At 46.2% G+C, this 26,794-nt stretch carries 25 protein-coding genes; 7 read left to right on the top strand and 18 right to left on the bottom strand.

The window, feature by feature from the left end:
• Positions 1–6: 6 nt before the first annotated feature.
• From EJ063_RS10215 to EJ063_RS10205, 3 genes are all read right to left on the bottom strand, one after another.
• Positions 7–1,593, bottom strand: coding sequence for an AbgT family transporter (locus tag EJ063_RS10215; RefSeq protein ID WP_126574182.1), 1,587 nt, complete (start codon positions 1,591–1,593; stop codon positions 7–9).
• Positions 1,594–1,959: 366 nt separating this feature from the next.
• Positions 1,960–2,085 (bottom strand): type B 50S ribosomal protein L36, encoded by a 126-nt coding sequence (gene ykgO / locus EJ063_RS10210; RefSeq protein WP_126574181.1) that lies wholly within the window; start codon positions 2,083–2,085, stop codon positions 1,960–1,962.
• A complete protein-coding gene (locus tag EJ063_RS10205; RefSeq protein WP_126574180.1) occupies positions 2,086–2,346 on the bottom strand; it encodes a type B 50S ribosomal protein L31 in 261 nt (86 codons plus the stop codon).
• 113 nt (positions 2,347–2,459) lie between these two features.
• Between EJ063_RS10205 and tsaA the strand changes: the two genes are divergently transcribed.
• Both tsaA and EJ063_RS10195 read left to right on the top strand, forming a co-directional pair.
• A complete protein-coding gene (gene tsaA / locus EJ063_RS10200; protein WP_126574179.1) occupies positions 2,460–3,155 on the top strand; it encodes a tRNA (N6-threonylcarbamoyladenosine(37)-N6)-methyltransferase TrmO in 696 nt (231 codons plus the stop codon).
• A gap of 112 nt (positions 3,156–3,267) precedes the next feature.
• Positions 3,268–4,983 (top strand): proline--tRNA ligase, encoded by a 1,716-nt coding sequence (locus EJ063_RS10195; protein WP_126574178.1) that lies wholly within the window; start codon positions 3,268–3,270, stop codon positions 4,981–4,983.
• A 185-nt stretch (positions 4,984–5,168) separates the two neighbouring features.
• Here the strand turns inward: EJ063_RS10195 and EJ063_RS10190 are convergent, their stop codons facing one another.
• Both EJ063_RS10190 and lpcA read right to left on the bottom strand, forming a co-directional pair.
• Positions 5,169–6,014, bottom strand: coding sequence for a class II glutamine amidotransferase (locus tag EJ063_RS10190; protein WP_126574177.1), 846 nt, complete (start codon positions 6,012–6,014; stop codon positions 5,169–5,171).
• 106 nt (positions 6,015–6,120) lie between these two features.
• Positions 6,121–6,702 carry a D-sedoheptulose 7-phosphate isomerase gene (gene lpcA, locus EJ063_RS10185; protein WP_126574176.1) on the bottom strand — a complete coding sequence of 194 codons (582 nt, stop codon included), beginning with the start codon at positions 6,700–6,702 and terminating at the stop codon, positions 6,121–6,123.
• Positions 6,703–7,006: 304 nt separating this feature from the next.
• On the opposite strand from lpcA, the gene fadE reads away from it, so the two are divergent.
• Positions 7,007–9,457, top strand: a complete 2,451-nt coding sequence (gene fadE, locus EJ063_RS10180) for an acyl-CoA dehydrogenase FadE (RefSeq protein WP_126574175.1) — start codon at positions 7,007–7,009, stop codon at positions 9,455–9,457.
• Positions 9,458–9,570: 113 nt separating this feature from the next.
• Here fadE and EJ063_RS10175 read toward each other — a convergent pair whose 3' ends face one another.
• Positions 9,571–10,821, bottom strand: a complete 1,251-nt coding sequence (locus EJ063_RS10175) for a TIGR03503 family protein (RefSeq protein ID WP_126574174.1) — start codon at positions 10,819–10,821, stop codon at positions 9,571–9,573.
• Positions 10,822–10,829: 8 nt separating this feature from the next.
• Positions 10,830–11,564, bottom strand: a complete 735-nt coding sequence (dnaQ, locus tag EJ063_RS10170) for a DNA polymerase III subunit epsilon (protein ID WP_126574173.1) — start codon at positions 11,562–11,564, stop codon at positions 10,830–10,832.
• A gap of 56 nt (positions 11,565–11,620) precedes the next feature.
• Between dnaQ and rnhA the strand changes: the two genes are divergently transcribed.
• Positions 11,621–12,085 (top strand): ribonuclease HI, encoded by a 465-nt coding sequence (rnhA, locus tag EJ063_RS10165; protein ID WP_126574172.1) that lies wholly within the window; start codon positions 11,621–11,623, stop codon positions 12,083–12,085.
• 1 nt (position 12,086) lies between these two features.
• Here the strand turns inward: rnhA and EJ063_RS10160 are convergent, their stop codons facing one another.
• Positions 12,087–12,824, bottom strand: coding sequence for a class I SAM-dependent methyltransferase (locus EJ063_RS10160; RefSeq protein WP_126574171.1), 738 nt, complete (start codon positions 12,822–12,824; stop codon positions 12,087–12,089).
• Between the two features lie 33 nt (positions 12,825–12,857).
• Between EJ063_RS10160 and gloB the strand changes: the two genes are divergently transcribed.
• The 3 genes from gloB (at position 12,858) to EJ063_RS10145 (ending at position 15,935) form a co-directional block, all read left to right on the top strand.
• Positions 12,858–13,616 (top strand): hydroxyacylglutathione hydrolase, encoded by a 759-nt coding sequence (gloB, locus tag EJ063_RS10155; RefSeq protein ID WP_126574170.1) that lies wholly within the window; start codon positions 12,858–12,860, stop codon positions 13,614–13,616.
• A gap of 70 nt (positions 13,617–13,686) precedes the next feature.
• The gene (locus EJ063_RS10150; RefSeq protein WP_126574169.1) at positions 13,687–15,252 is read left to right on the top strand and encodes a LysM peptidoglycan-binding domain-containing protein; all 1,566 of its coding nucleotides are present in this window, start codon (positions 13,687–13,689) and stop codon (positions 15,250–15,252) included.
• Positions 15,249–15,935 carry a YIP1 family protein gene (locus EJ063_RS10145; RefSeq protein ID WP_126574168.1) on the top strand — a complete coding sequence of 229 codons (687 nt, stop codon included), beginning with the start codon at positions 15,249–15,251 and terminating at the stop codon, positions 15,933–15,935. Before EJ063_RS10150 ends, EJ063_RS10145 begins: the two co-directional genes overlap by 4 nt.
• On the opposite strand, the gene EJ063_RS10140 is transcribed toward EJ063_RS10145, so the two are convergent.
• The 10 genes from EJ063_RS10140 to fabZ form a co-directional block, all read right to left on the bottom strand.
• Positions 15,915–16,772 (bottom strand): endonuclease/exonuclease/phosphatase family protein, encoded by an 858-nt coding sequence (locus tag EJ063_RS10140; RefSeq protein WP_126574167.1) that lies wholly within the window; start codon positions 16,770–16,772, stop codon positions 15,915–15,917. The genes EJ063_RS10145 and EJ063_RS10140 overlap by 21 nt on opposite strands.
• A gap of 47 nt (positions 16,773–16,819) precedes the next feature.
• Positions 16,820–17,158 (bottom strand): nitrogen regulatory protein P-II, encoded by a 339-nt coding sequence (gene glnB, locus EJ063_RS10135; RefSeq protein WP_004744805.1) that lies wholly within the window; start codon positions 17,156–17,158, stop codon positions 16,820–16,822.
• A 111-nt stretch (positions 17,159–17,269) separates the two neighbouring features.
• Entirely contained in the window at positions 17,270–17,584 is a 315-nt protein-coding gene (locus EJ063_RS10130; protein ID WP_126574166.1) for a c-type cytochrome, read from the bottom strand.
• 50 nt (positions 17,585–17,634) lie between these two features.
• Positions 17,635–18,954 (bottom strand): tRNA lysidine(34) synthetase TilS, encoded by a 1,320-nt coding sequence (gene tilS / locus EJ063_RS10125; RefSeq protein WP_126574165.1) that lies wholly within the window; start codon positions 18,952–18,954, stop codon positions 17,635–17,637.
• A gap of 94 nt (positions 18,955–19,048) precedes the next feature.
• Positions 19,049–20,008: an acetyl-CoA carboxylase carboxyl transferase subunit alpha gene (gene accA, locus EJ063_RS10120; protein ID WP_126574164.1), complete on the bottom strand. Its 960-nt coding sequence runs from the start codon at positions 20,006–20,008 to the stop codon at positions 19,049–19,051.
• A gap of 38 nt (positions 20,009–20,046) precedes the next feature.
• On the bottom strand, positions 20,047–23,526 hold the full coding sequence (gene dnaE / locus EJ063_RS10115) for a DNA polymerase III subunit alpha (RefSeq protein ID WP_126574163.1): 3,480 nt from the start codon (positions 23,524–23,526) through the stop codon (positions 20,047–20,049).
• A gap of 90 nt (positions 23,527–23,616) precedes the next feature.
• Positions 23,617–24,234, bottom strand: a complete 618-nt coding sequence (gene rnhB, locus EJ063_RS10110; protein ID WP_126574162.1) for a ribonuclease HII — start codon at positions 24,232–24,234, stop codon at positions 23,617–23,619.
• Positions 24,234–25,385: a lipid-A-disaccharide synthase gene (gene lpxB / locus EJ063_RS10105; protein ID WP_439333279.1), complete on the bottom strand. Its 1,152-nt coding sequence runs from the start codon at positions 25,383–25,385 to the stop codon at positions 24,234–24,236. The genes rnhB and lpxB overlap by 1 nt, the downstream gene beginning before the upstream one ends.
• A 139-nt stretch (positions 25,386–25,524) precedes the next feature.
• Positions 25,525–26,313, bottom strand: a complete 789-nt coding sequence (lpxA, locus tag EJ063_RS10100) for an acyl-ACP--UDP-N-acetylglucosamine O-acyltransferase (protein ID WP_126574160.1) — start codon at positions 26,311–26,313, stop codon at positions 25,525–25,527.
• Between the two features lies 1 nt (position 26,314).
• Entirely contained in the window at positions 26,315–26,767 is a 453-nt protein-coding gene (fabZ, locus tag EJ063_RS10095; protein WP_126574159.1) for a 3-hydroxyacyl-ACP dehydratase FabZ, read from the bottom strand.
• Positions 26,768–26,794: the final 27 nt, after the last annotated feature.

The raw sequence follows: 26,794 nt of genomic DNA, 5'->3' as shown, positions 1-26,794 counted from the left end.
GTTTGACTAAGGCGTGTAGTACGTTGCCGCACCTGGGCCTACTGGTAGACCGAATACGAATACCCATAGGTAGAATAGTACACTCCAACCTACGATGAAGCAGATTGAGTACGGAAGCATAGTCGCGATTAGCGTACCGATGCCTAGGTTCTTCATGTAACGTGTTGCTACCGCAAGGATTAGACCGAAGTAGCTCATCATTGGAGTAATGATGTTCGTTGTTGAATCACCGATACGGTAAGCTGCCTGAATCGTTTCTGGCGCGTAACCAACTAGCATTAGCATTGGAACGAAGATTGGTGCTGTTACCGCCCACTGAGCAGACGCTGAACCGATCATTAGGTTAATGAAGCCACACATTAGGATGAATGCGAAGAACAGCATTGGGCCAGTTAGACCGATTTCCTGTAGGAAGCTTGCACCCGCAACTGCGAATACCTGACCAAAGTTAGTCCACTTGAAGAAAGCAACGAACTGAGCTGCGAAGAATACAAGTACGATGTACATGCCCATAGAAGACATTGACTTCGCCATTGCATCAATCACGTCACGGTCAGTCTTCATTGAGCCTGTTACTTTACCGTAAACAAAACCAGGGATTGCGAAGAATACGAAAATAAACGCGACGATACTTTTCAGGAATGGTGAACCTGCCACTGTACCTGTTGCTGAACGTAGAACGCCATCTTCAGGAACGATTGTCCAAGCAAGAAGTGCTGATACAGCAACAACCGCTAGACCAGCAAGTTTCAGACCTTTCTTCTCAACGTCTGTAAGCTTACCCATTGAATCGTTTGATAGGTCTTCAGACGCTTCTTCATCGTTGTATTTGCCCAGTTTTGGCTCAACGATTTTTTCAGTTACGAACGCACCCGTAATTGCGATGAAGAACGTTGATACAAACATGAAGTACCAGTTTGACTCAGGACCTACTGTGTAAGATGGGTCAATCATCTGAGCCGCTGTTTCTGTAATACCAGAAAGCAGTGGGTCAACGGTACCGATAAGAAGGTTTGCAGAGTAACCACCAGATACACCCGCGAACGCCGCTGCAAGACCTGCTAGAGGGTGGCGACCTAACGAGTGGAATAGCATTGCTGCTAGTGGAATTAGAACAACGTAGCCAAGCTCTGATGCCGTGTTAGAAATGATACCTGCGAATACCACAGTCACAGTAACCATACGCTTAGACGCGCCCATTACCATGCCACGCATTGCTGCAGATAGAAGGCCAGAGTGCTCAGCGATAGCAACACCAAGCATTGCCACTAGTACCGTACCTAGCGGTGCGAAGCCAACAAAGTTTTTAACTAAGTTAGTAACGATAAGCTGCAAGCCTTCTGCATTTAGCAGGCTCACAACGTGGATCATGCCGTCAGCAGCACGACCTTTAGCACCTTCTGGACGAGGATCCATAACAGATACTTCGAAGTAACCAGCGATGCCTGAAGTGACTAGAATCGCAACACAGAAGATTGCAAAAAGTGTGATTGGGTGGGGTAAAAGGTTCCCCAAATACTCAACGCCATCGAGAAAGCGAGTAAATAAAGGTTTCTTTGGCGAGTTGTTTCTAATTGAAGCAGATGAACTCATCTGTTCCCTCCTTGTAGTTATTCCTGTGCAAATGTGACAAAAATGTTCAAATTGCCAGCGCAGGGTACTCGACAAAACCATCAATTAGAAATGCAAAATGTTACAAAGTGTGTAATGAATCATGTTATTTAACTTCATTTGAACAATAAATTAGCAAATATCACTAAATTATATATCAAAGTAAGATTTATAATTCATATAAACACATTCATACTGTTAATGCGTTTATTGATAAGTGACTGATTTAAAATAGGCGAAATCGTCATTCAGCGTTTCTAAATCCTCATTTATCACTATCCATCACACACCTTTCTAGTTTCGCCCTTTTCCTACAAGAGGGTCAGCACTTTTATAGATGACTTCCTCTTATTTCTGCACCGCTTTAAACCTTGGGTTTGTCTTACAGATGACATAAAGACGCCCTCTCCTTTTAACGATCTGGCAGTCAGGATGTCGATTCTTAGCACTTCGTAGTGACTTGACGACTTTCATTTACTTTCCCTCTTTTGAAAATTGAGCAAAACGACGGTTAAAGTTCGCAATACGACCTTCTTTCTGAATCACACGTTGTTTGCCGGTATAGAAAGGATGCGACTTTGCAGACACTTCCACGGTGAAGTACGGGTACGTTTTGCCATCTTTCCACTCGATGGTACGGTCCGTTTTTAATGTCGAACCAATCACGAAATACTCATCAACGCTGGTGTCGTGAAAAACCACTTGTCGATATTCAGGGTGAATGCCTTGTTTCATTATTCTCTCCATAAATTGTTATGATATAACATTGCAATTAATAATCATTATCAAAAAGAAAATCAAGGTTTTTTGTGATATTTTCTAGATCAAAGATCACCGAGAGCGGAAACATGTACTCAATCGAACCCATTGGCTTTGTCGAATCACCTTATAAAGAGAAGTTTGCTGTTCCTAGGCAACCAAGGCTTGTTCCCTCTGCCACTTCTCGCGTGCGTTTAACAGGGCAAGCCAATTGCCTCGAAGCCGTGCGTGGCATCGAGCAGTTCAGCCATGTGTGGTTACTGTTTTTGTTTGACCAAAACTTGGCAGCAGGCTGGAAGCCAACAGTCAGGCCTCCACGCTTAGGCGGAAATGAACGTATCGGTGTCTTAGCATCACGCTCGACATTCAGACCCAACGGGATTGGTATGTCAGCGGTTGAATTAAAGGACGTCACGATCAAAGGCGATCAAGTCTATCTCGAGTTAGGTAATGTCGATTTGGTCGACAACACGCCAATCGTCGACATCAAGCCTTATATCCCTTATTCAGATTCAATTGCCGATGCCCAAGGTGGCTACGCTGAACAAGCGCCTGACACTATCGATGTCATCTTTAGTGAGTCTGCACAAAAAGCGCTCGCCAAGCGCCCAGAAGCAGCCATGGAAACAGCTGTAATCAAACAGGTTCTCGGTCAAGATCCTCGTCCTGCCTATAAGAAAAATAAACCTGACAATAAGGAATATGCCGTCAACTTGTTCGACTTGAATGTAAAATTCATCGTGGAAGGCAATTTCATTACGGTTACAACGATTGAGTGCTTTTGACAAAGCCAATTGGCTGATATTATAGACGGCTTAACAAATTTCCCTGTTTTGGGATTTCATGCTCCTGTCCATTCCGGCTTGAGTCATCAACTTTAATAAACGGATAAATTTAATGCGTACCAGTAATTATCTTCTTTCTACTCTGAAGGAGACTCCAAACGACGCAGAAGTAGTAAGCCACCAGCTTATGCTACGTGCAGGTATGATCCGTAAGCTAGCTTCAGGTCTTTACACCTGGCTACCTACTGGTCTACGTGTATTGCGTAAAGTCGAAAACATCGTTCGTCAAGAGATCGACAATGCAGGTGCTGTCGAAACTCTGATGCCCGTTGTTCAGCCGTTTGAACTATGGGAAGAGACAGGTCGCAGCGAAAAGATGGGTCCTGAGCTACTTCGCTTTACTGACCGTCACACGCGTCCGTTTGTTCTTAGCCCAACCGCTGAAGAAGTGATCACTAGCCTAGTGCGTAATGAAGTGAGCTCTTACAAACAGCTACCGCTAAACCTTTACCAAATTCAAACTAAATTCCGTGATGAGCGTCGCCCTCGTTTTGGCGTAATGCGTGCACGTGAATTCTGCATGATGGATGCGTACAGCTTCGACATCGACAAAGCTGGTCTAGAGCAATCTTACCAAGCGATGCACGATGCTTACTGTAAAGCATTCGATCGCATGGGCCTTGAGTACCGCCCTGTACTGGCTGACTCTGGCGCTATCGGTGGCAGTGGCTCTCAAGAATTCCACGTACTAGCTGAAAGCGGCGAAGACCTAATCGCGTTCTCTACTGAGTCTGATTACGCAGCGAACATCGAGAAAGCAGAAGCAGCAGCCCCTGCAGGTGAGCGTGCGCAGCCAACTCAAGAAATGACGCTGGTTGATACGCCAAATGCGAAAACTATTGCTGAGCTTGTTGAACAATTCGACATGCCTATCGAGAAGACAGTTAAGACGCTTTTCGTTAAAGCATCTGATGAAGTAGACGCAGATCTCATCGCGCTTATCATCCGTGGCGATCACGAACTGAACGAAGTGAAAGCGGAAAACCTTCCTCAAGTTGCTGCCCCTCTAGAGATGGCAACAGAAGAAGAAATTCGTGCACTGATTGGCGCAGGCCCTGGATCTCTAGGCCCAGTAAACCTTGAACTGCCATTCATCGTTGACCGCACAGTAGCTGTAATGAGCGATTTCGGCGCAGGCGCTAACATTGATGACAAACACTACTTCGGTATCAACTGGGGTCGTGACGTTGAGCTAGGCCAAGTTGAAGATCTACGTAACGTAGTAGAAGGCGATCCAAGCCCATGTGGTCAAGGTACGCTAATGCTTAAACGTGGTATCGAAGTTGGTCACATCTTCCAGCTAGGTAAAGCATACTCTGAAGCGATGAACTGTGGCGTTCTTGGTCCTGACGGTAAGAATGTTATCCTAGAGATGGGTTGTTACGGTATCGGTGTATCACGCGTTGTTGCTTCTGCAATCGAGCAGAACCATGACAAATACGGCATCATCTGGCCAGACGCACTAGCGCCTTTCCAAGTAGCTATCGTGCCAATGAACATGCACAAGTCAGAAGAAGTGAAAGAAGCGGCTGAGAAGCTGTACGCTGAGCTGACGGCTATGGGTATTGAAGTCCTATTCGATGACCGTAAAGAGCGTCCAGGCGTTATGTTCTCTGATATGGAGCTTATCGGCGTTCCTCACACTATCGTGATTGGTGATCGTTCTATGAAAGAAGGCAACTTCGAGTACAAGAACCGCCGCAACGGCGAGAAGACTGCAGTAGCGATGGCTGACATTGTTGAGCACGTTAAAGCGCAACTTGCTTAAGTTGTTTAACGCTTAGATACCAAAAAGGCTGATGTGAAAACATCAGCCTTTTTTGTTTTTGCTGTCATCCTCAAGAGCGAGGGACGAGAGAGTTGGGGATCTCTTGAAGCTAGTCTCGTTCTATATGAGATTCCCTACTCCTTCCTTCGTCAGTCTATGGAATGACAGTATCCATACTGCGCTCCCTACTCCAGCGGCTCAGTGGGTGCTTGGCTTGCTACCTTCTTCGGTGCGTATGGCACATCAACAAGTTCGTCAGCATTACCATCAATCAACTCACCAAAGTGGAAAATACCAAATTCTCCCGGCTTCATGCGATGCCACTTCTCATTGTCAGTCAGTGGCTGAGTCGCTATCACTGAGACAACATCATTCGGGGTGGTCTCTTCTTGGAAGTTAATCTCAACATCTTCATCAATCAGTGAAGCTTTGCCAAATGGCGCACGACGAGTGATCCAGTAGAGATGATTGGTACAGTACGTCACGACATACTCACCATCAGAAAGCAGCATATTAAACACTCCTTTCTCTCGCAATTTGTCACAACACTCTGCGACAAAACGAAAGACACCCACCATATCCTGCGGAGGCTCAGGGTAGCGATCTTCCATCTGCTTTAGTAGCCAGCAGAAAGAGAGTTCACTGTCGGTTTGGCCTACCGGTCTATGACGACCTGTTTGCAAATCTTGATAATCAGAGAGCTGGCCATTGTGCGCAAACGTCCAGTAACTTCCCCACAATTCACGCGTAAAGGGGTGAGTGTTTTCTAGATTCACTCCGCCACGGTTAGCTTGCCTAATGTGGCTAATCACCGCCTGGCTTTTGATCGGGTAGTTTTGAACCAGCTCGGCGATTTTAGAATCACAACTCGGGTTAGGATCTTTAAACGTTCGAAAGCCTTTGCCTTCGTAAAAAGTAATTCCCCAGCCATCTCGATGCGGGCCAGTATTCCCACCGCGCTGCATTAAGCCAGTAAAACTAAAACAAATATCAGTTGGAACGTTAGCGCTCATTCCAAGCAATTCACACATCGTTTACTCAACTCCCTTCTCGGTGCGTGTACTCTCTCTTTAATAACATAAGCGCCAGCAAGATTGCTAGCGCTTATAGTTATAAGATAGAAAACGGTAACAGCTATTAAGCGTTTTCCATTTCCTTTTCAATCAGCTGAATCACAATATGGATGATCTTGATGTGGATCTCTTGGATACGGTCAGCATAACCAAAATGCGGTACACGGATTTCAATATCCGCTAGGCCAGCCATTTTACCGCCGTCTTTACCCGTTAGAGCGATCGTCTTCATGCCTTTCGCTTGTGCTGCTTCAATGGCTTTTAGAATGTTGCCCGAGTTACCTGACGTCGATAGACCAAATAGAACATCACCTTTGCTGCCTACTGCTTCAACGTAACGAGAAAAGACAAAGTCATAGCCAAAGTCATTACTTACACATGAAAGGTGGCTTGGATCAGAGATTGCGATACCTGGTAGACCTGGACGGTTTTCGCGGTAACGACCCGTTAGTTCTTCTGCAAAGTGCATGGAATCACAGTGAGAACCACCGTTACCACAAGAAAGCACTTTGCCGCCTTGCTTGAAGGAGTCTGCAAGCATTTTTGCTGCTGCTTCAATCTGAGCGATATTGTGATCATCGCTTAGGAATTTGTTTAGTACATCAGCAGCTTCTGTTAATTCGTTCTTAATGAGGTCCTGGTACATAGGTTCGTCTCTAATTTTTGTAATAGATAGTTCTGTAAAACACAGACAATGTTACCTACAGAGTTTACTCAAACAATTCTCACTGTCGATACCTGGACCTGAACAATTGCACCTTTATTACAAATCTCAGCCCACAAAAGTGGTATCAGTCGTCATTTTTAGACCTTTCACTCTACTTAGATCACTTTTTGAACAAATAGCCATTTTACATTTTATTAATACTTTGATTACACTTAACTGGTTAGACCTCTTACAACTTAATGGCATACAAAAACACTATATCGCCGTAAAAGGAACAATCAATATGGACATCTTGCTCTCCCTCTTAGGTTTTACTGTGGTACTTGGCATCTGCTTGTATCATCGCAGTTCACTCACCCTATCTATCGCTGCATTGACAGCAACCATGGTGGCGCTATCCATCTTTGGTAGTGCTGGCTCAATCAGCTGGATCCTGTTTATCGCAGCAGTGGTGACTCTGGCTATCCCTTCCGTGCGCCAGTCGCTAATCAGTAAGAAAGCGTTATCTTTATTTAAGAAAGTGCTTCCAGCGATGTCTCAGACAGAAAAAGAAGCGCTTGATGCCGGTACTGTCTGGTGGGAAGCCGAGCTGTTCAAAGGAAAACCTGATTGGCAAAAACTGCACAGCATTAAAGATCCAAAACTGAGTGCAGAGGAACAAGCTTTTCTTGATGGCCCAGTCAGTGAAGTTTGTGCAATGGTCAACGATTACCAAGTGACTCACGAGCTTGCTGATCTACCACCAGAGGTTTGGCAGTATCTGAAAGATCACAAATTCTTTGCGATGATCATCAAGAAGAAATACGGCGGTTTAGAGTTCTCAGCGTACGCACAATCTTTGGTGCTACAAAAACTAACCGGTGTTTCGAGTGTTCTGTCGTCTACGGTAGGCGTACCTAACTCACTAGGCCCAGGTGAACTTCTACAACATTACGGTACAACAGAACAACAAGATTATTACTTACCTCGCCTTGCCGAAGGTAAAGAGATCCCATGTTTCGCATTAACTAGCCCAGAAGCAGGCTCAGATGCAGGTTCTATCCCAGATTTTGGTGTGGTCTGTAAGGGCAAATGGGAAGGCAAAGAAGTATTGGGGATGCGCCTGACTTGGAACAAGCGCTATATTACGCTGGCGCCGGTGGCGACGGTGCTTGGTTTGGCATTTAAACTCCGCGACCCAGAGGGTCTATTGGGAGATCAAGAAGAACTCGGCATTACTTGTGCGTTAATCCCAACTCACCTTAAAGGGGTGGATATTGGTAACCGCCACTTCCCATTAAACGTGCCGTTCCAAAATGGTCCAACTCGCGCTAACGACTTATTTGTCCCACTCGATTTCATCATTGGTGGGCCTAAGATGGCCGGCCAAGGCTGGCGTATGCTGGTTGAATGTCTGTCCGTTGGTCGTGGTATTACACTGCCCTCAAACTCTACTGGTGGCATCAAAACCGCGGCACTGGCAACGGGCGCTTACGCACGTATTCGCCGTCAATTTAAGCAGCCAATCGGTCATATGGAAGGCGTTGAAGAGCCATTAGCGCGCTTAGGTGGTAATGCTTACGTGATGGATGCAGCTAGCTCACTGACAGTGGCCGGTATCGACTTAGGTGAAAAACCTTCGGTTATCTCTGCGATTGTTAAATACCACTGTACTCACCGTATGCAACACAGTGTGATTGATGCAATGGATATCGTCGGTGGTAAAGGGATCTGTATGGGTCCATCGAACTTCTTAGCGCGTGGTTACCAAGGCGCACCTATCGCAGTCACCGTTGAAGGTGCGAATATTCTGACTCGTTCAATGATCATCTACGGTCAAGGAGCCATTCGTTGTCACCCTTACGTACTTGAAGAAATGAACGCGGCTTACTCAGATTCAGCAGACGCACTCGATAAATTTGACGCTGCACTCGCAGGGCACGTTAGCTTTACCATGAGTAACTTCGCACGCAGTTTATGGTTAGGTTTAACCGACGGCCGATTCTCTGATGCGCCAGTGAAAGATGCGACAACCCGTTATTACCAACAGCTTAATCGTTACAGTGCGAATATTGCTTTCTTGTCAGATATCTCGATGGCCGTTCTTGGTGGCTCACTGAAGCGTAAAGAGCGTTTATCAGCTCGCTTGGGCGATATTCTAAGTCAACTTTACCTAAGCTCTGCAACATTAAAACGCTATGAAAGCGAAGGTCGAATTGCAGACGATTTACCACTAGTTCATTGGGGACTGCAAGACAGCTTGAAACAAACGGAACATGCGATTGATGAGTTTTTAGCCAACTTCCCAAACAAGTGGCTAGGCAAAGCACTTCGCGTTGTTATCTTGCCGTTTGGCCGAATCCGCAAAGCGCCAAGTGATAAGCTCGATAGCCAAGTGGCTCAAATTCTTCAAACGCCAAGTGCGACACGCTCTCGCATTGGCCGTAACCAATACTTTGAAGCGAGTGAATTCAATCCGGTGGGTAAGATTGAGAAAGCCCTGCACGTTATCTTAGAAGCTGAGCCCGTGTTTGATAAAGTCTGTAAAGCGACCAACACGCGCCGTCCGTTCTTACGTCTAGACCTTGTGGCTGATATTGGCCTCGAGCAAGGCATCATCAGCAATGACGAAGCAGAGCTGCTTAAAGAAGCAGAACAGCACAGACTGTATGTGATTAACGTTGACGACTTTGACCCTCAAGAACTCGCGGCAAAGCCTCAAACAACGGCGCCTTCAATGGAAGCCGTTGCTTAAACCAAACGTGACAGTACATTTCATAACGACACAGTAAATACAACAAAGGGGCTGCATCATCTGCAGCCCCTTTTCTTTTCAATTTATGATTGGTTTTAAAAGCAAATAACGCCCTATTTCTTCGGCATTTCTAACTGCATTTCTGGCATCATCTCTTTCTTCGCCTTGAGTTTACGCCTCACGAACCAAATGACCAGCCCTAGCAGCAGCACAACAACGTTGCCCACACCAATAATGATCATGGTGCGTTTCTTCTTCTCTTCACGCATTTGCTGCAATTGAATCTCTTCCAAGCGTCTTTGTTGTTCGATGCGCTCTAACTCTTGTAGACGACGAGTTTCTTCTAAATCGACTTCTTCTACAATGCTGTAAGTATGCTCTGTCACCGTGAACGTCAAAGGTCGCTCCGAGCCCATTTCAGTGGCAAAGGCTTTGCCTGACCAGCTGTAATTACCGAGCTTGTCACTGTTAGGGATCTCCAGCTCTAGACGATTGCTTTCCATCTCAGCACTGCCCTGAACCGTAATTTTCTGACCGTCTGGTGCAATATGCTCGACATGCGCTGAAATAGAACCTGGCTTAACCATGCCCTGTTCACCGCTAAAGACAACTTTATGCGGATTAGTATCAATGCGAGATTGAATAAAGGTCGCTTGTAGAGGCTTAGGGTAAACTAAGACTTCTTGCTCCTGAGCGCGCAAAAACACCCCATTCCCAGAAGTAATTCTTACTCGGTATTTCCCTGGTTCACTTGAAATCGGCAGCGCCACCGTGAAGTTACCATCACCGGCCACTTCGTCTAGATCGCGACCATCATCAGCAAATTCACCTACAACAGTAGGAACCGGGCGCGCTTCTTTGACTAAGGTTTCTTCATTCTCGACATATTTGGTAAACGTGACTTTGAGTTTGACACGGTCGAGAAAATCTCGAAGCACTAAAGGCTCACCATCGGACGTCAGGCGAGCATTGAACTTGAGTGTTTCGCCGAGATAAAGACGGTTTGGCAGCTTATCTGTGGAAAGCTCTAGATGAGAGATAAGCTTAATTTTGTTCTTGGGTGTGACTTTACCTATCGCCTGCCAAGGGCCCGGCATAGGATTATCAATCGAGATAATGTCCATGGCAGATTCTTGATACCAGCGAACATGATCTGGGTTTCGCCACGCATAGTATTTTTTACCATCAGGGCGAACCAATACCACAGGTTGAGAGCTTTTCGCCCGATAGATAACAAACGTGATTTGCTTGATCGATGGGTCAACCCTGAAACGATTGTCTAACAAAGACATTGAGGATTCTTCAGCTGAATAGCCTAGCGTGCTAAATACAATCCCTACAATGGCAATCCAAATCCTCAACATCCTTTCTCCTACGAGCGCCAGAGACAACTTCCGTTTTTCTCGACGATATCTAATCTATTATTATGGGCATCTATTTCATCGGCCGTTGCACGCAGAACCTTTAGTGCTTTTCGTCCATTAGCGGCACGTTTTATGGTTTCACCACCTGACTCTGAGCTTCCTGCGTTAAACTGCAGCGAAGTTTGCCCACCCGTCATTAACAGATAAACATCTGCCAGAATCTCGGCATCGAGCAAAGCCCCGTGGAGAGTACGGTGGGAGTTATCAATACCGTAGCGGTCACAAAGTACATCAAGGTTGTTTCGCTTACCTGGGAAGATTTTCTTCGCCATGGCAAGCGTATCGGTCACTTTACAGAAATCGTCTGTTTTTCCGATGGTCGGATCGAGCATCGAAAATTCATGATCCATAAACCCGGTATCGAACGAGGCGTTGTGAGCCACCAGCTCAGAACCTTTGATGAAGTCCAAAAACTCTTTATGAACGTCTTGGTACTCTGGCTTATCGACAAGAAATTCATCGGTAATACCGTGAACTCCGATCGCTTCGGCCTGAATATCACGGTCCGGCTTGATATAAACGTGGAAATGACGCCCAGTCAGCTTACGGTTAATGATCTCAACCGCACCGATTTCGATGATTCGGTGACCTTGATAATGTGGACCACCCTCTTGGTTCATACCGGTGGTTTCTGTATCGAGAACGACGATACGATGTTGTTCAGAATTGTTGCTAGTATTCATAACAAAATATGTGTCAGACTATGCCAATAATGTGCTTAACCCAATAGTATCAAATCATGACGAAACAAGTGGAAATTTTCACAGATGGTTCTTGTTTAGGCAATCCTGGTCCTGGCGGCTACGGTATCGTTCTTCGCTATAAGCAAAACGAAAAGACCCTGGCGAAAGGCTACACGCTTACCACCAACAACCGCATGGAAATGTTGGCGACGATTGTCGCGCTGCAAACTCTTAAAGAGCCGTGTAATGTCATTCTGACTACCGACAGCCAATACGTTCGTCAAGGCATCACTCAGTGGATTCATAACTGGAAGAAACGAGGTTGGAAAACGGCCGACAAAAAGCCTGTGAAAAACGCCGACCTTTGGAAATCATTAGATGCAGAATCTGAACGTCACACAATTGATTGGCGCTGGGTAAAAGGCCACGCAGGCCATAGAGAAAACGAAATGTGTGATGATCTGGCTCGCGCTGCAGCAGAAAATCCGACAGAAGAAGATACCGGCTACATTCCTAACTAAGCTAGTGTTGCTGCTTATTCGACACTTTGTAATTGACGCTCACGGGCGTCAATTTTCGTTTAAGCTTCCAGTGAGGCTTAATCGGTTTAAGTGGATAAGTCCGTTTGCGCGCAACAATGAAGTATAAACTGCCCATCGGAGACGCCCAATCCCCCAAGCTATTTTCAAGCCACGTCCACATGGTTTGATACTTCTGCATCGGAAAGAGCGCATACGTATCACACTCAATCACTTGATAATTCAGTAATCCAAGCCAATCTTTAATCCGGTTGGGCGTGAACATTCGACCACTCCACGGCAGATTATTTTTTCGCCACGGCATTAAACTGCTCAAGCCGCTAAAGCTAATCGGGTTAAATCCGGTGAGTATAAGATAGCCATCATCGATCATCACACGATCCACTTCGCGCAACATTCGATGGGGATCATTACAGTAGTCGAGCTGATGCGCCATTAAGACGGCATCAAAGCTTTTCTCTAAAAAGGGCAAATCGTAACCATCTGCAATGACATTATGCAAAGGGTTCTGGATATCTAACTGAACTTGATGTTGAATGTTACAGTTGAAGCTGGTTAACTCGCAGCTAAGACCACCCAGTTTGAGTAAGTGATAGCCAAACAATCTCGGGCACCATTCATCAACTCGGGTTTGAATGGAGTCATTGACCCATTGACCATTTTTTAGCTGAGACCACGAATGAGGTTTTTCAAGCTTTTTAGCGCTACGTGCTGGTTTCATATCTAACCTGCTTCACTCTTTGGAGACACAACTATGTTGAATATCAAAAGCATACCTGCATTTAATGATAATTACATCTGGCTGATTGAAAATAGCGATCGCCGTTGTGCTGTTGTCGATCCGGGTGATGCTAAACCAGTGCTAGACTACCTAACTGAACACAACCTCAGTTTAGAAGCGATCCTAATCACTCACCACCATAATGATCACATTGGCGGTATCCCTGAACTGGTACGCCAATTTCCTGGAGTTGATGTTGTAGGACCCGCTAATGAGCCGGTTCCTACCCTGACTCATCCTGTAGAAGCTGGTGACCAAATTGAACTGTTTGATGAAGTCTTTTTCGTGCTGGGCTTAGAAGGCCACACCCTAGGTCATATTGGTTATGTGGGTGACAGTAAACTGTTTTGTGGCGACGTGCTCTTCTCTGCAGGCTGTGGCCGAGTGTTTGAAGGCACGATGGAACAAATGCACACGTCACTGAGTAAACTTCTCGCCCTCCCTGAAGAAACCCAGGTGTTCTGCGCTCACGAATACACCGCGAGCAATGTCGCCTTTGCGTTAGCCGTTGAGCCGGACAACACGCAACTTCAACAGTACCGCGACGAGGTTAACCGACTTCGTGCACAGAATAAGCCGACGCTGCCAAGCACCATTCGCCGAGAAAAATGGATCAATCCATTCTTACGCACTGGTGAGCCAAGTGTTATCCGTTCGGTGATGAATCGTACATCGCAATCGGACTCTCTCTCCATTTTTACTGCATTACGTGAGTGGAAGAACGAATTTTAACGATTTGCTGCTTGTCACTGGCGGATTGTGACAAGTATTATCAGCAGCCAAAGAAAAAAAGGGCTGTGCAATGCGAGTTAAACACAGCTGGGTATTAGCGCTAGTATTATCTGGCTGTCAGCTTACCCAGCCAACGGACTCTGGAGAAGCCGTCTCTCCGGATACAAACCAACCTGAAACAATCGAACCGGCTGAGCCAACCGCTCAGCCAGCAAAACCGGTCGAAAAGCCACAACCTGTGGTGACACCGCAATCTCAAGAAGATGTATGGCAACGAATTGCTATGCAGCTCGAGATGCCAATTCCGGATCATCAATTGGTCGATTACTACCGTACTTGGTACCTCAAACATCCAAATCATTTAAAGACGGTCTCGAAGCGTGCTGAACCTTTCTTATATCTGATCACAGAGAGAATTGAAGAACGCAATCTTCCATTAGAGCTGGCACTTCTGCCTATCGTTGAAAGTTCATTCGACGCATTTGCCTACTCTCATGGCAGTGCCGCTGGGTTATGGCAGTTTGTTCCTGCAACCGGAAAGCAGCAAGGCCTTGAGCAAAACTTTTGGTACGATGGTCGTCGTGACGTACCTGCCTCAACAGAAGCTGCTCTCGATTACCTTACCTACTTAAATAAACGTTTTGATGGTGAATGGACGCATGCCATTGCTGCCTATAACAGTGGTGGTGGCCGTGTCTCTCGTGCGATTCGCAAGAACAACAACCTTGGTAAACCGATTGATTTCTTCTCGTTAGATTTGCCGAAAGAGACCAGTGGTTACGTTCCAAAATTGCTTGCTCTAGCCGACATCGTTGCAAACCAAGAAAAATACGGCTTAATCATTCCTGCGATCGCGAACAAACCTGTCGTTGAAGTGGTTGACCCAAAAGAGCAACTCGATCTGGCCATTGCCGCTCAATATGCGGGTATTACAGTCAAAGAACTGCAAGGTCTAAACCCAGCTTACAATCAGTGGGCAACGGCTCCGGAGGGCCCTCATCAGCTGCTACTACCGAAAGGTAACGTAGACCAGTTCAACCAAGCGGTGGCTAAGAACCGTGGTAAAGGCATGAAGGTCGTCCGCTACAAAGTTAAATCTGGCGATACCATCAGTGTTCTGGCTCAAAAGTACAACACCACATCGGGTGTGATTCGCAGTGCCAATAACCTATCCAACAACAATATTCGTGTTGGACAACATTTGATGATTCCAACATCAACCAAAGATGACAATGCATACGCCTTGAGTGCTTCAAATCGTCTGGCTAAAACACAAGCCAAGAGCCGAGGACAAATCAAGCTGACTCACACAGTACGTTCAGGTGACAGCCTTTGGTCCATAGCGAAAGCCAACAAAGTGTCGCATCAGTCGCTGGCAAAGTGGAATGGCATGGGGCCTCGTGACACCTTACGTGTCGGCCAAAAGCTGGTGATTTGGAAGAACAGTTCTGATGGCGCAGTGATCCGCACCGTTTTCTATAATGTACGCTCAGGTGACACCATCAGCGGTATCGCCAGCAAATTCAAAGTAAAATCTAACGACATCGTCAAATGGAACGATCTCAGCAAACAGAAATACCTAAAACCAGGTCAAAAGCTTAAGCTGTATGTCGATGTAACCAAGGTGAGTGTATGACCCCGTCAAGTAACCCTTTAGTAATGCTGCTGGATATTTTCCGCTCTCCGAGTGCCTGTTTTCTTGCACTTTATCAGCGTGGAGCTTGGGGCTGGCAGCCTTATGTTTTCCTCATCTTATCGCCTTTCCTATTCTGGGGCTCGTACTTTGACTTGGTGAACTTTGAATGGCTCAAAGAAGCCCTCACCGTTCAGCTAGCAGAAACGAACCCTAAACAGTTAGAGCTATTGGATGCCAATACCTTAATGGCAAGTGAAATCATCAGTGATATGGCAGGTCGTACACTGACGATTCTAATGCTCGCTTTTTGGTTCAACTTAGCCACCAAACAAAGCCAACATCAACACGGGTTTTGGAAGTGGTTTGCGGCAGGCGCTGTCATTACCTTCCCCGCGATTATTGGTGACTTAGCCAGTTACGTCAGTGTGCTGCTCAAGCATGGTCAAGTGATGATCTACGCGGCTGACCTAAATAGTCTAAATGGACTGTTAAAATTGCCGCTCACCAACGATTGGTCGCAATTTGCTAGCTCATTCCCGTTGCTATTACCTTGGTACATTGCGTTAGGCTATGCGGCGGTGGGGACATGGACAGAGTTTGAACGTGGACAAGCGTTAGCTATCTCTGCACTGCCATGGGTCGGTTATTACCTAATTTGGGCGCTATATATCCTTATTTTCTAAGCGAAAGCGCACAAGCAAAGGATTATGGTCAGAGGCATCCGATTCGGGTGCCTCTGCTGTTTCTAGGACTAAGCCACGGTAGAAAACATGGTCTAGTGGCAATCCTGTAATAAATTGGGTTCGATGGTCCGGCTGATAATGCACCTCTGTGACGCCAACTTTCTTGAGCGCTTGTTTCATCACACTCAAGCGCTCTTCGCTCCAACTATTAAAGTCCCCTGCAACAATGATGGGCCCTTGATGCTCCAATAGCTCATCAACTAGGGTATCAAGCTGGCGTTGATACTCTTGTGTGCCATAGGTGAAGTTAACTGCATGAATGTTCACTACCGCCAAGTTAGAGCTATTTGACAGAGGATAGAGTGCATACAAGGCAGATTTCGGCAACCTTAGCCAAGGTTCTAGCTCAGTGTAAGCACACGCTTTAGTCGGTGAGTCGTGTGATAAATTCAGCACTCCGGCCGTGGTCTCGAAGGCCTTAAAGGCATCCACTTGGCTTCCGAACCAACCTTGCTCGGCAATCCACAACTTTAATTCCTCGGTCATACTCGCTTCTTGCAACAAAACTAACTGTTTGTCACTCGCCAGATCAGACAGCTGAGCTTGCCACTGAGCACGGTTTTGCTTGTAGATATTCCAAACTAATAAATTCAAACGTCCGTTATCATCAATCGCGTTCACCGACTCTTTCCGGTAGCACTGCAGCGAAAGTTGGGCTTTACCATCAGACAAAGAAGTCACTTGGGCTGAGTCTGGCAAAGTAAATACGGTTTGATAACCAATCACGGCTGTAACCGCGATCGCTAGAGGAATTGAAAGGAGAATCGCTTTTTTCATTCTAAACAGCCTAAAACAAAAAAGAGCCCTGAGGCCCTTTTTAACAACTAGATTGCATCTTCATCTTCTTCGCCAGTGCGGATTCGAACAATACGCTCCACATCCGTAATGAAGATCTTACCATCGCCAATCTTGCCTGTTTGAGCAGTCTCGATAATCGTATCTACGCACTGATCAGCAACGTCATCGGTTACAACAATTTCCAGTTTCACTTTAGGTAGAAAGTCCACCATGTACTCTGCCCCACGGTACAGCTCAGTGTGACCTTTCTGACGACCAAAACCTTTTACTTCCGACACTGTCATACCAGTTATGCCAACTTCCGCTAGAGCTTCACGTACATCATCTAACTTAAATGGCTTAATAATGGCTTCAATCTTTTTCATGTTCATCCCTTAAACTATTGTAACTGGGTTTATTATCCCATGTTCATAGGGTAATAAAAAGCCCGAGCAAACTATGCTCGGGCTAAATCATTCAAACTTTGTATAGAGTGATTACTTAAGACTTGCGTAGTACGCCGCTAAGTTTGCAATATCCGCATCGTTCAACATTGACGCTTGAGCTTGCATCACTGCCGCCAAACCACCATTACGCTCTTTGTTTTTGTAGGCGTTGATCGAAGAGACAAGGTATTGCTCGTTCTGACCTTTCAAGTTTGGGTAACCAGGAATTAATGCAATACCATCAGCACCATGACATGCTGCACATACTGCCGCTTTCGCTTGTCCTGCTGCGACATCACCAGCCGCAAAAGATTGAGCGCTCATTAGGCCCATACCAATAGCTAATCCAATTACGATTTTCTTCATTGCTCTTCCTTATCATTCCATATTGGTTGTGCATTATTATGTATACAATTCTACCGAACAGACTCAGAATTGTCCCAGATGAGTTCACAGTCCTGGCCGATAAAATGGCGATCAATAAATAAATTGCCCACGGCAACAACACGTTGGTCACACATCACTATAGGAGTTCTACGTCTCAACCAACTTGGAACACCATACTCTTGGAACAATTTTTTTAGCTTGCGGCTATGCCCCCTTTGCGAAGGGTGAGCACTCAACCCTTCGGGATCAAAGGTGACCCGTAGCTCTCCTTCCTTCAAGGCGTCTAGCGATAACTGCCCATGTTGAGAACGCGACAATCTAACCTGACCTAGGCCATCCGGTAATGTGCATGGCTGCTCTATTTCCAATCGACTTTGCCATTGCTCTAAGCTTTGCCATTCTTTCACAAGATACAGACGATGCGCATAACGCCTAACCTGTCCTCCGGCTAACACAAGCTGTGGATTGGCATCTTTCTGTGCCATTGCAACCTCTTGCCATATATTGAGCAGCTGAGTTCGTGTTGGCATACGTAGACCGTGAGACGCTAACCATGAGCGAATAAGCCTCAAACGAAGAAGTGGGCTCAAAGCGGCCAAGTCATTAATCTCAAGACTGCCGTCTTGGCTTTGAGCTGCAGAAAGCTTGTCAGCCACCAGCTCCTCAATAAGACTTTCTTGCTCAGCGCACAGCTCTGCACTTCGCTGCACTGATTGGTAAAAATGTGGCCAACGTCCAGTAACTAAAGGGGTAATTTGATGGCGGATGAAATTGCGATCAAAGCGCTGATCTTGGTTACTCTCATCTTCAATCCACTCAAGTTTTGATGCTTGCGCGAACGATTCAATTTCTTGGCGAGTGACAGAAAGCAGGGGTCTGACAATCTGCCCATTCGCGAAAGGCATGACTGCAGCCATTGAGGATAACCCTTTCGGCCCACTGCCGCGTTTCAGGGCTAACAAAAACGTTTCTACCTGATCATCAGCATGTTGACCGGTCAGTAGCAAATCACCGGTATTAAGGTGTTTACGCAGTGCGCTATAACGTGCTTCCCGCGCACTCTCTTCAACGCTTCGACCTTCTAGATCTAAGCGAACTCTTTCAATCACCAACGGTACATCTAAAGACTGACACCAACGCTGACATTGCTCTGCCCATTGGTCTGCGTTGTCACTCAGCCCATGATGAACATGCACCGCTAAACACGGTATATTGGTTTGCTTGGCGTGATTTGCAAGTAGTTCCAACATAACTCGAGAATCCAGTCCACCACTTAGCCCAAGCACAATGCCAGTGCCGGGTTGATGATGTTGCTGGATGACAGAAGTAAAAATCGATTCTAGGCTCATGTCGAACTCGAAATTAAGAGATATCGGGGTATTTTATCACTTGCAATAAAAAAGGCTGAACCTAAGTTCAGCCTTTCTTTGAAATGAGTAGCGATTAACAGTAACCGTAGCTCATTAAGCGCTGGTAACGACGCTCTAGTAGTGCGTCGTTATCAAACTGTTCTAGCTCTTCAAGCTGACGAACCAATGTCGCTTTCATGTTCTCAGCCATCTTCAGGTGATCACGGTGCGCGCCACCTAGAGGCTCGTCAATGATTTCATCAATCAGCTCAAGCTCTTTTAGACGTGGAGCAATCAGGCCCATCGCTTCAGCCGCTTGTGGCGCTTTATCAGAATCACGCCAAAGAATTGATGCACAACCTTCTGGAGAGATTACCGAGTAAGTTGAGTACTGAAGCATGTTCACGTAATCACCCACACCGATCGCTAATGCGCCACCAGAACCGCCTTCACCCACAACGTTACAGATAACCGGTACTGTTAGGCCAGCCATCACTTTAAGGTTGGTTGCGATTGCTTCTGATTGGCCGCGCTCTTCTGCACCAACACCCGGGTATGCACCCGCAGTATCAATGAAGGTGATCACTGGCATGTTAAAACGCTCTGCCGTTTGCATTAGACGTAGCGCTTTACGGTAACCTTCAGGTTTTGGCATACCGAAGTTGCGTTTTACTTTTTCTTTTGTCTCGCGACCTTTCTGATGACCGATGATCATCACAGGGCGGCCGTTTAAACGAGCCATACCACCCACGATCGCTTTGTCGTCAGCGTAGTGACGGTCACCCGCCATTTCGTCAAACTCAGTAAATACGTGTTCGATGTAATCTAGCGTGTACGGGCGCTGTGGGTGACGAGCTAATTGAGCCGTTTCCCATGCACCAAGATCGCTGAACGTTTTCTTTTTAAGTTCTAGGCTTTTCTTTTCTAGCTGCTCAATCTCTTTTTCAAGATCAACACCTGCTTCACCACCATGACGAGAGACGTCACGAAGTGCTTCAATTTTTGCTTCTAGCTCTGCGATTGGCTTTTCAAATTCTAAAAAGTTCAGGCTCATCTATAGATCCTTTATTATTCGGTCAGGGGTGACCGAACTTAGTTAAATTCGAGTTCTACCTGGCCTTTCCCAAGTAGTTGTTTTAAATCATCTAATAATGCGTCACTCGGCGTTACTCGCCATTCTGTACCTAATGTCAAACGCGCCCGAGCATCGGAGCGTTGGTAGTATACATGGACAGGCACACTTCCTGCCCGATGAGGCTCTAGGATTTGACTAAAGCGCTCAAAAAATCGGTCATTGATTTGTGATTCATCAATCGAGACAGATAAACCTCGTGCATATTTTTCACGAGCTGTTCCCAAATCCATAACTTCGCGCGCGGACATTTTAAGACCACCATTGAAATCATCAAAGCTGACCTGTCCAGAAACCACTAAAATTTTATCGTTTTCTAACAATTCTGCGTATCGATCCAGCGCATCTGAGAACAACATCACTTCCATTCGGCCGCTTCTGTCATCCAAAGTCATAATACCGATACGTGTACCACGCTTGGTTGTCATGACTCGCGACGCAATCACTAAGCCGGCAACCGTGACACTTTGATCACGACGCGTTGGCGTCGCGTCTTTTAGTCGACAACTGGTGTACTTACCAAGTTCCTTTATATAGGCATTAATTGGGTGGCCGGTCAAATATAGGCCGAGTGTATCACGTTCACCTTCAAGCCATACCTTCTCAGGCCATGGTTCAACTCTAGTGTACTTATGCTCAACCTCTTCCGGAGCCTCAGTTAATACTCCGAATAAGTCGCTTTGACCAAATGCTTCCGCTTGGTGGTGTTGACTCGCCGCTTTTACGGCATCATTTAATGACGCCATCAGAGCTGCACGGTGAGGGCCAAGTCGGTCAAGAGCACCGGCATAAATCAGTTTTTCAATCACTCGCTTATTGACCTTCTTTAGGTCAATGCGAGCACAGAAATCAAAGAGATCTTTAAAGTGGCCATCTTTATTGCGCGCTTCTAGAATCGCATCAATTGGGCCTTCACCCACGCCTTTAATCGCGCCGATGCCGTAAACAATCGCACCATCTTCATCAACATTGAAGCGGTATAAACCAGCGTTAATGTCTGGTGGTAGCACTTTAAGCTTCATGCGGAAACATTCATCGACCAGACCAACCACCTTTTCCGTGTTGTCCATGTCGGCTGTCATTACCGCGGCCATAAATTCCGCAGGGAAGTGCGTTTTTAGCCACAACGTCTGGTACGAAACCAATGCATAGGCAGCCGAGTGCGATTTGTTAAAGCCGTAACCTGCGAACTTTTCTACCAAGTCGAAGATCTTCATCGCCAGTTCGCCGTCAACGCCGTTGGCAATCGCCCCTTCTTCAAACGTGGCACGCTGCTTGGCCATCTCTTCTGGTTTTTTCTTACCCATCGCACGACGGAGCATGTCTGCACCACCTAGCGTATAACCAGAAAGAACCTGAGCGATCTGCATTACCTGCTCCTGATAGAGGATAATGCCATAGGTCGGTTCAAGAATTTCTTGTAACGAGTCGTGCTGCCACTGTTCATCTGGGTACGATACGGCTTCTCGCCCATGCTTACGGTCGATAAAGTTATCTACCATGCCCGATTGGAGTGGGCCCGGGCGGAATAGAGCTACCAGTGCGATAATATCTTCAAAACAGTCTGGTTGAAGCCGCTTGATCAGCTCTTTCATACCACGCGATTCTAGCTGGAATACCGCCGTGGTCTCTGAGTTTTGCAACAAATTGAATGACGCTTGGTCTACCAGTGGGATTGACTCGATCGCGACTGGTGGTTTGCCTTCTTTCTCTAGACGAGGGTTAATCAAGCCCAGCGCCCAGTCGATGATGGTTAACGTACGTAGACCCAAGAAGTCAAACTTAACCAGACCGGCGGTTTCTACGTCGTTCTTATCAAACTGGGTAACAGGGAAATGACCTTCCGCATCGGCGTAGATAGGCGCAAAATCAGTAATGGTCGTTGGTGAGATTACAACACCACCCGCGTGCTTACCGGCGTTACGTGTACACCCTTCAAGGATGCGACACATATCGATCAGCTCTTTGATCTCTTCGTCGTTTTCGTACAGTTCAGGTAATGCGGGTTCCGCTTTGAACGCTTTTTCTAACGTCATACCTGGATCTGGCGGCACCAACTTGGAAATGCGATCCACAAAGCCGAAACCGTGGCCAAGAACACGACCCACATCGCGGATAACCGCTTTTGCCGCCATCGTACCAAAGGTGATTATCTGAGATACCGCGTCTCGGCCATACATTTCTGCTACGTGGTCAATAACTTGGTCACGCTTATCCATACAGAAGTCGACGTCGAAATCGGGCATCGAGACACGTTCTGGGTTCAAGAATCGTTCGAAAAGCAGGTCATATTCCAATGGATCCAAGTCGGTGATCTTAAGGGCATACGCCACAAGTGAACCGGCACCCGAACCACGGCCAGGACCAACGGGAATCGCGTTATCTTTTGACCACTGAATGAACTCCATTACGATCAAGAAGTAACCCGGGAATCCCATGTTGTTGATTACTTCAAGTTCAATCTTAAGGCGGTCGTCATATTCAGGTCGGCGCTCTTCACGTACTTTTGGATCCGGGAATAGGAACTCAAGGCGGTCTTCAAGCCCCTCTTCTGATTTCTTAACCAGAAATTCGGTTTCTTCCATCCCCTCAGTTGGGAAGGCCGGCAGGAAGTATTCATTGAGACGAACGGTTACGTTACAACGCTTAGCAATCTCGACACTGTTTTCTAGCGCTTCTGGAATATCAGAAAAGAGTTCACACATCTCTTCTTCAGTGCGCAGATATTGCTGAGGACTGTAGTTTTTTGGCCTGCGAGGATCTTCAAGTGTATAACCATCATGAATAGCGACTCGAATTTCGTGCGCATCAAACAGATCTTCTTGCAAGATCACAACATCGTTCGTCGCCACAACAGGCAATTCACTTTGCTCGGATAGGTCTAACGCAAAATGAAGGTAAGTCTCTTCATCGGCACGTCCCGTGCGAGTCAGTTCGAGATAGAAGCGATCCGGGAAATGTGTTTGGTAAAACTCAACACACTGGTTAACGACGTTTTGGTTGCCCTTCAGCAATGCTTTGCCGATCTCACCACTCTTACCACCAGAAAGCAGAATTAAACCTTCCGCTAACTCTACTAGCCATGCCTTATCAATAACGGGTTGGTGCTGAACATGACCTCGTAAGTAAGCTTTTGAGATCAGTAATGTCAGATTTTTATAGCCTGCGTTATCAGAGGCCAAAACGGTAATTTTGGTTAACTCATCGCCAAATTCTGGCGATTGCATTAAGAAATCGGCACCAATGATTGGCTTGATACCACAGCCGTGTGCGGTGCCGTAGAACTTAACCAGGCCACAGAGGTTGGTAAAGTCGGTCAGGGCCATTGCAGGCATACCCATTTCAGCCACTTTCTTAACCAATGGCGGCACTTTGGATAGGCCATCGACCATGGAGAAGTCACTATGAACTCGAAGGTGGATAAACTTTGGTTCTGACATGAAGAAGATCCGGAAAGGTTACAAATTTGGAAGATAGTTGGGGTATTTTAAGTGAAAAATAGCGACTTATATACCCCAAGAATGCGCTTTCTACTCAATGCCTAACGCACGTTTGACAGGCTTAAAGCTCTTTCGGTGCTGTTCAATGACGCCGTGTTTTTCAATGGCTTCAAAATGCGCCTTGGTTGGATAGCCTTTGTGCTTAGCAAAACCAAACTCTGGGTGCACCTTATCAAGCTCTTCCATTTCGTGATCACGAACCACTTTAGCAATGATTGACGCGGCACTGATCTCAGCGACACGTAGATCCCCTTTAACCACCGCTTGAGAGTCCATGGGCAATTGGGGGCAGCGATTACCATCAATAAGCGCTAAATCTGGCTGAACACTCAGCCCCTCGATTGCGCGTTGCATTGCAACCATAGTCGCTTGAAGGATATTTAGCTTATCAATTTCTTCAGGAGAACAGCGCCCTACCGACCATGCTAAGGCTTTTTCTTTAATTTCAGGTAACAGGGCTAAACGTTTTTTCTCTGATAATTTCTTAGAGTCGTTCAAACCCTCAATCGGGTTATTAGGGTCTAAAATAACCGCAGCGGTAACCACATCACCGACTAAAGGGCCGCGGCCTACTTCATCCACACCCGCAACCAATTGGTAACCTTGTGGGTATTCAAACGGTGGAAGTTCTTGTTTGTCTTTCGCCATTATTCTTTACCAATTAAATTAAGGACCGCTTTGGCAGCCTGAACATCTGCGTCTTTACGGATCAAGTGGTGCATTTCAGTAAATCGAGCAATCAGTTCATCATTATTACGGCTCAGCATGTCCTCAACCGCGGGGACAAGAAACTCTGGATCACACTCATCCAAAATAAACTCTTTGACTAGCTCTTCACCCGCGAGAATATTTGGCAAAGAAACAAATTCTGTAATCGCTAATTTCTGAACTAACCAACCAGTGAATCGGTTGACTTTATAGCCCACTACCATAGGGCGCTTAAGCAGCATACACTCTAGTGCAACCGTACCCGACGCAAGCAACACCGCGTCTGACGCGGTAATCACGTTACGAGCGGTGTCCTGAACAATCACGAAATCGAGATCAGGTGCCGTTTGCTGCCAAATCTCTTCGAACTGCTGTTTGCGCTTGTCATTCACCGCGGCGACAACAAAGCCAATATCAGGAAATTTCTGTTTTACTTGGCGACAGGTTTCAATAAATGGTTGAGCGATTAAGCCCACTTCGCCACCACGGCTCCCCGGTAAAACAGCAAGCCACTGCTTGTCTTGTTCTAAGTTAAGGAGTTCTCTCGCTTCCTGCTGATCGGGCACGAGTGGAATCGAATCCGCTAAGGTATGGCCAACAAACTCACAGGCGACTTGATACTTATCATAGAACGCTTTTTCAAAAGGCAAGAATGCGAGAACAAGATCAGTCGCCGCATCGATTTTAAAAATACGTTTTGGACGCCAAGCCCACACCGATGGACTCACGTAGTGAACGGTTTTAATCCCAGCTTTCTTAAGATCGAGCTCTAACCTCAGGTTAAAGTCAGGGGCATCAATACCGACAAAGACATCCGGAGGATTGTCGGTGAAGAACTTAACCAACTCAGCTTTCACTTTCAGCAGTCTCGGTAATCTACCAAGGACTTCAACCAGTCCCATGACCGCCAGCTCTTCCATATCAAAAAGTGACTCACAGCCTTGTGCGATCATTTTCGGTCCGCCGATACCGACAAACTCTGCATTCGGGTATTTTTGTTTGACGGCCTTGATAAAACCTTCACCAAGCGTGTCACCAGAGAGTTCACCGACAACGATACCAATACGAAGTGGTCTTTCCATTTGAGGCATGTGTATTCCTGAATGTTCAGAGAAATAGCTAAAAGTTAAGTTAGATTCCCTTAGCTATTTTCCTTATAAAAACAAAAAGATCGTGACATCACTGTAGCACTCTTGCCACGAATAACCTCACGATCTTTCAATGCTCTAATTAGCGAATAATGCCGCGTTCAGAGATCTCTAACATTTCCAGCATAGGTTTGATAGATTCAAACTCTTTCGCCATTTCAACTAAGCTCGCTTTCGCATCTTCAAGCGTTTTACCTGAGCGGTAAATCTCTTTGTACGCTTTCTGAAGTGCACGAATCTCTGGCTTTTCGAAGCCGTTTCGCTTAAGGCCGACTAGGTTTAGTCCAAACGGCGTTGCATGGTTACCTTGTGCTAGAACATACGGCAACACATCTTGAACAACCGCAGAACAGCCACCAGTGTATGAGTATGCCCCGATGTTACAGAATGGGTGAATCGCTGAAAGCGCCATCACACCGGCATAATCACCAACAGTAACGTGGCCACCTAGGATCGCATTATTACCAATGTGAGTGTGATTACCGACAATCACATCGTGTGCAACGTGAGCATTTACACAAAGTAGGTTGTCATCACCGATCACAGTGGTCGCTTTGTCTTGTGTCGTCCCACGGTGAATTTGTACCGCTTCACGAATCACATTACGATCGCCAATCACAACGGTCGTCTCTTCGCCGCCATACTTCTTGTCTTGGTTTTCTTCACCAATCACTGCATGGGGGAAAATACGGTTTTCTTTACCAATCGTTGTGTGACCTTTAATCACGACATGTGACATAATTTCCGTGCCTTCCCCGATCTCGATATTACCTGAGATGTAAGTGAAAGGACCGACTGTCACGTTTGCTGCAATTTTTACATCACCTTCAATAACAGCAGAAGGGTGAATTTGAGCCGTTGCATCAATCATATTAAAACTCTCGGCGAGCACATTTCAGTTCAGCAGAACATACCACTTCACCGTCTACTTTTGCGACACCCTTGAATGCAGCGATGCCACGGCGTTCTTTTAGGAATTCTACTTCAATGACAAGTTGGTCACCTGGAACGACAGGCTTGCGGAATTTCGCGCCATCAACACTCGCAAAATAGTACAGTTCATTGTCAGAAGGAGCACCAAACGATTTGAATGCCAGTAGGCCTGTTGCTTGAGCCATTGCTTCTAGGATCAGTACTCCTGGGAATACAGGTAGTTGAGGGAAATGACCTGTAAACTGAGGTTCATTCACTGAAACATTCTTGATCGCTGTTAAATATTTTTCTTCTTGAAAATCAATTACACGGTCGATTAACAAAAACGGGTAGCGATGAGGTAACAATTCCTGAATTTCAGTGATGTTCATCGTTTTCTGTTCAGTAGTCAAAGTCATATTCCTATTATATTGAATGCT

This window comes from Vibrio aquaticus (assembly GCF_003970385.1).
In the GTDB taxonomy this organism is placed as follows: Bacteria; Pseudomonadota; Gammaproteobacteria; order Enterobacterales; family Vibrionaceae; genus Vibrio; species Vibrio aquaticus.
Note: the sequence above shows the minus strand (reverse complement) of the source record. Positions and strands in the feature narration are given on the sequence as shown.

Coding starts and splice junctions, on each gene's coding strand:
- EJ063_RS10215 (WP_126574182.1), bottom strand. CDS start 1,593: ATGAGTTCATCTGCTTCAATTAGAAACAACTCGCCAAAGAAACCTTTA.
- ykgO (WP_126574181.1), bottom strand. CDS start 2,085: ATGAAAGTCGTCAAGTCACTACGAAGTGCTAAGAATCGACATCCTGAC.
- EJ063_RS10205 (WP_126574180.1), bottom strand. CDS start 2,346: ATGAAACAAGGCATTCACCCTGAATATCGACAAGTGGTTTTTCACGAC.
- tsaA (WP_126574179.1), top strand. CDS start 2,460: ATGTACTCAATCGAACCCATTGGCTTTGTCGAATCACCTTATAAAGAG.
- EJ063_RS10195 (WP_126574178.1), top strand. CDS start 3,268: ATGCGTACCAGTAATTATCTTCTTTCTACTCTGAAGGAGACTCCAAAC.
- EJ063_RS10190 (WP_126574177.1), bottom strand. CDS start 6,014: ATGTGTGAATTGCTTGGAATGAGCGCTAACGTTCCAACTGATATTTGT.
- lpcA (WP_126574176.1), bottom strand. CDS start 6,702: ATGTACCAGGACCTCATTAAGAACGAATTAACAGAAGCTGCTGATGTA.
- fadE (WP_126574175.1), top strand. CDS start 7,007: ATGGACATCTTGCTCTCCCTCTTAGGTTTTACTGTGGTACTTGGCATC.
- EJ063_RS10175 (WP_126574174.1), bottom strand. CDS start 10,821: ATGTTGAGGATTTGGATTGCCATTGTAGGGATTGTATTTAGCACGCTA.
- dnaQ (WP_126574173.1), bottom strand. CDS start 11,564: ATGAATACTAGCAACAATTCTGAACAACATCGTATCGTCGTTCTCGAT.
- rnhA (WP_126574172.1), top strand. CDS start 11,621: ATGACGAAACAAGTGGAAATTTTCACAGATGGTTCTTGTTTAGGCAAT.
- EJ063_RS10160 (WP_126574171.1), bottom strand. CDS start 12,824: ATGAAACCAGCACGTAGCGCTAAAAAGCTTGAAAAACCTCATTCGTGG.
- gloB (WP_126574170.1), top strand. CDS start 12,858: ATGTTGAATATCAAAAGCATACCTGCATTTAATGATAATTACATCTGG.
- EJ063_RS10150 (WP_126574169.1), top strand. CDS start 13,687: ATGCGAGTTAAACACAGCTGGGTATTAGCGCTAGTATTATCTGGCTGT.
- EJ063_RS10145 (WP_126574168.1), top strand. CDS start 15,249: ATGACCCCGTCAAGTAACCCTTTAGTAATGCTGCTGGATATTTTCCGC.
- EJ063_RS10140 (WP_126574167.1), bottom strand. CDS start 16,772: ATGAAAAAAGCGATTCTCCTTTCAATTCCTCTAGCGATCGCGGTTACA.
- glnB (WP_004744805.1), bottom strand. CDS start 17,158: ATGAAAAAGATTGAAGCCATTATTAAGCCATTTAAGTTAGATGATGTA.
- EJ063_RS10130 (WP_126574166.1), bottom strand. CDS start 17,584: ATGAAGAAAATCGTAATTGGATTAGCTATTGGTATGGGCCTAATGAGC.
- tilS (WP_126574165.1), bottom strand. CDS start 18,954: ATGAGCCTAGAATCGATTTTTACTTCTGTCATCCAGCAACATCATCAA.
- accA (WP_126574164.1), bottom strand. CDS start 20,008: ATGAGCCTGAACTTTTTAGAATTTGAAAAGCCAATCGCAGAGCTAGAA.
- dnaE (WP_126574163.1), bottom strand. CDS start 23,526: ATGTCAGAACCAAAGTTTATCCACCTTCGAGTTCATAGTGACTTCTCC.
- rnhB (WP_126574162.1), bottom strand. CDS start 24,234: ATGGCGAAAGACAAACAAGAACTTCCACCGTTTGAATACCCACAAGGT.
- lpxB (WP_439333279.1), bottom strand. CDS start 25,385: ATGCCTCAAATGGAAAGACCACTTCGTATTGGTATCGTTGTCGGTGAA.
- lpxA (WP_126574160.1), bottom strand. CDS start 26,313: ATGATTGATGCAACGGCTCAAATTCACCCTTCTGCTGTTATTGAAGGT.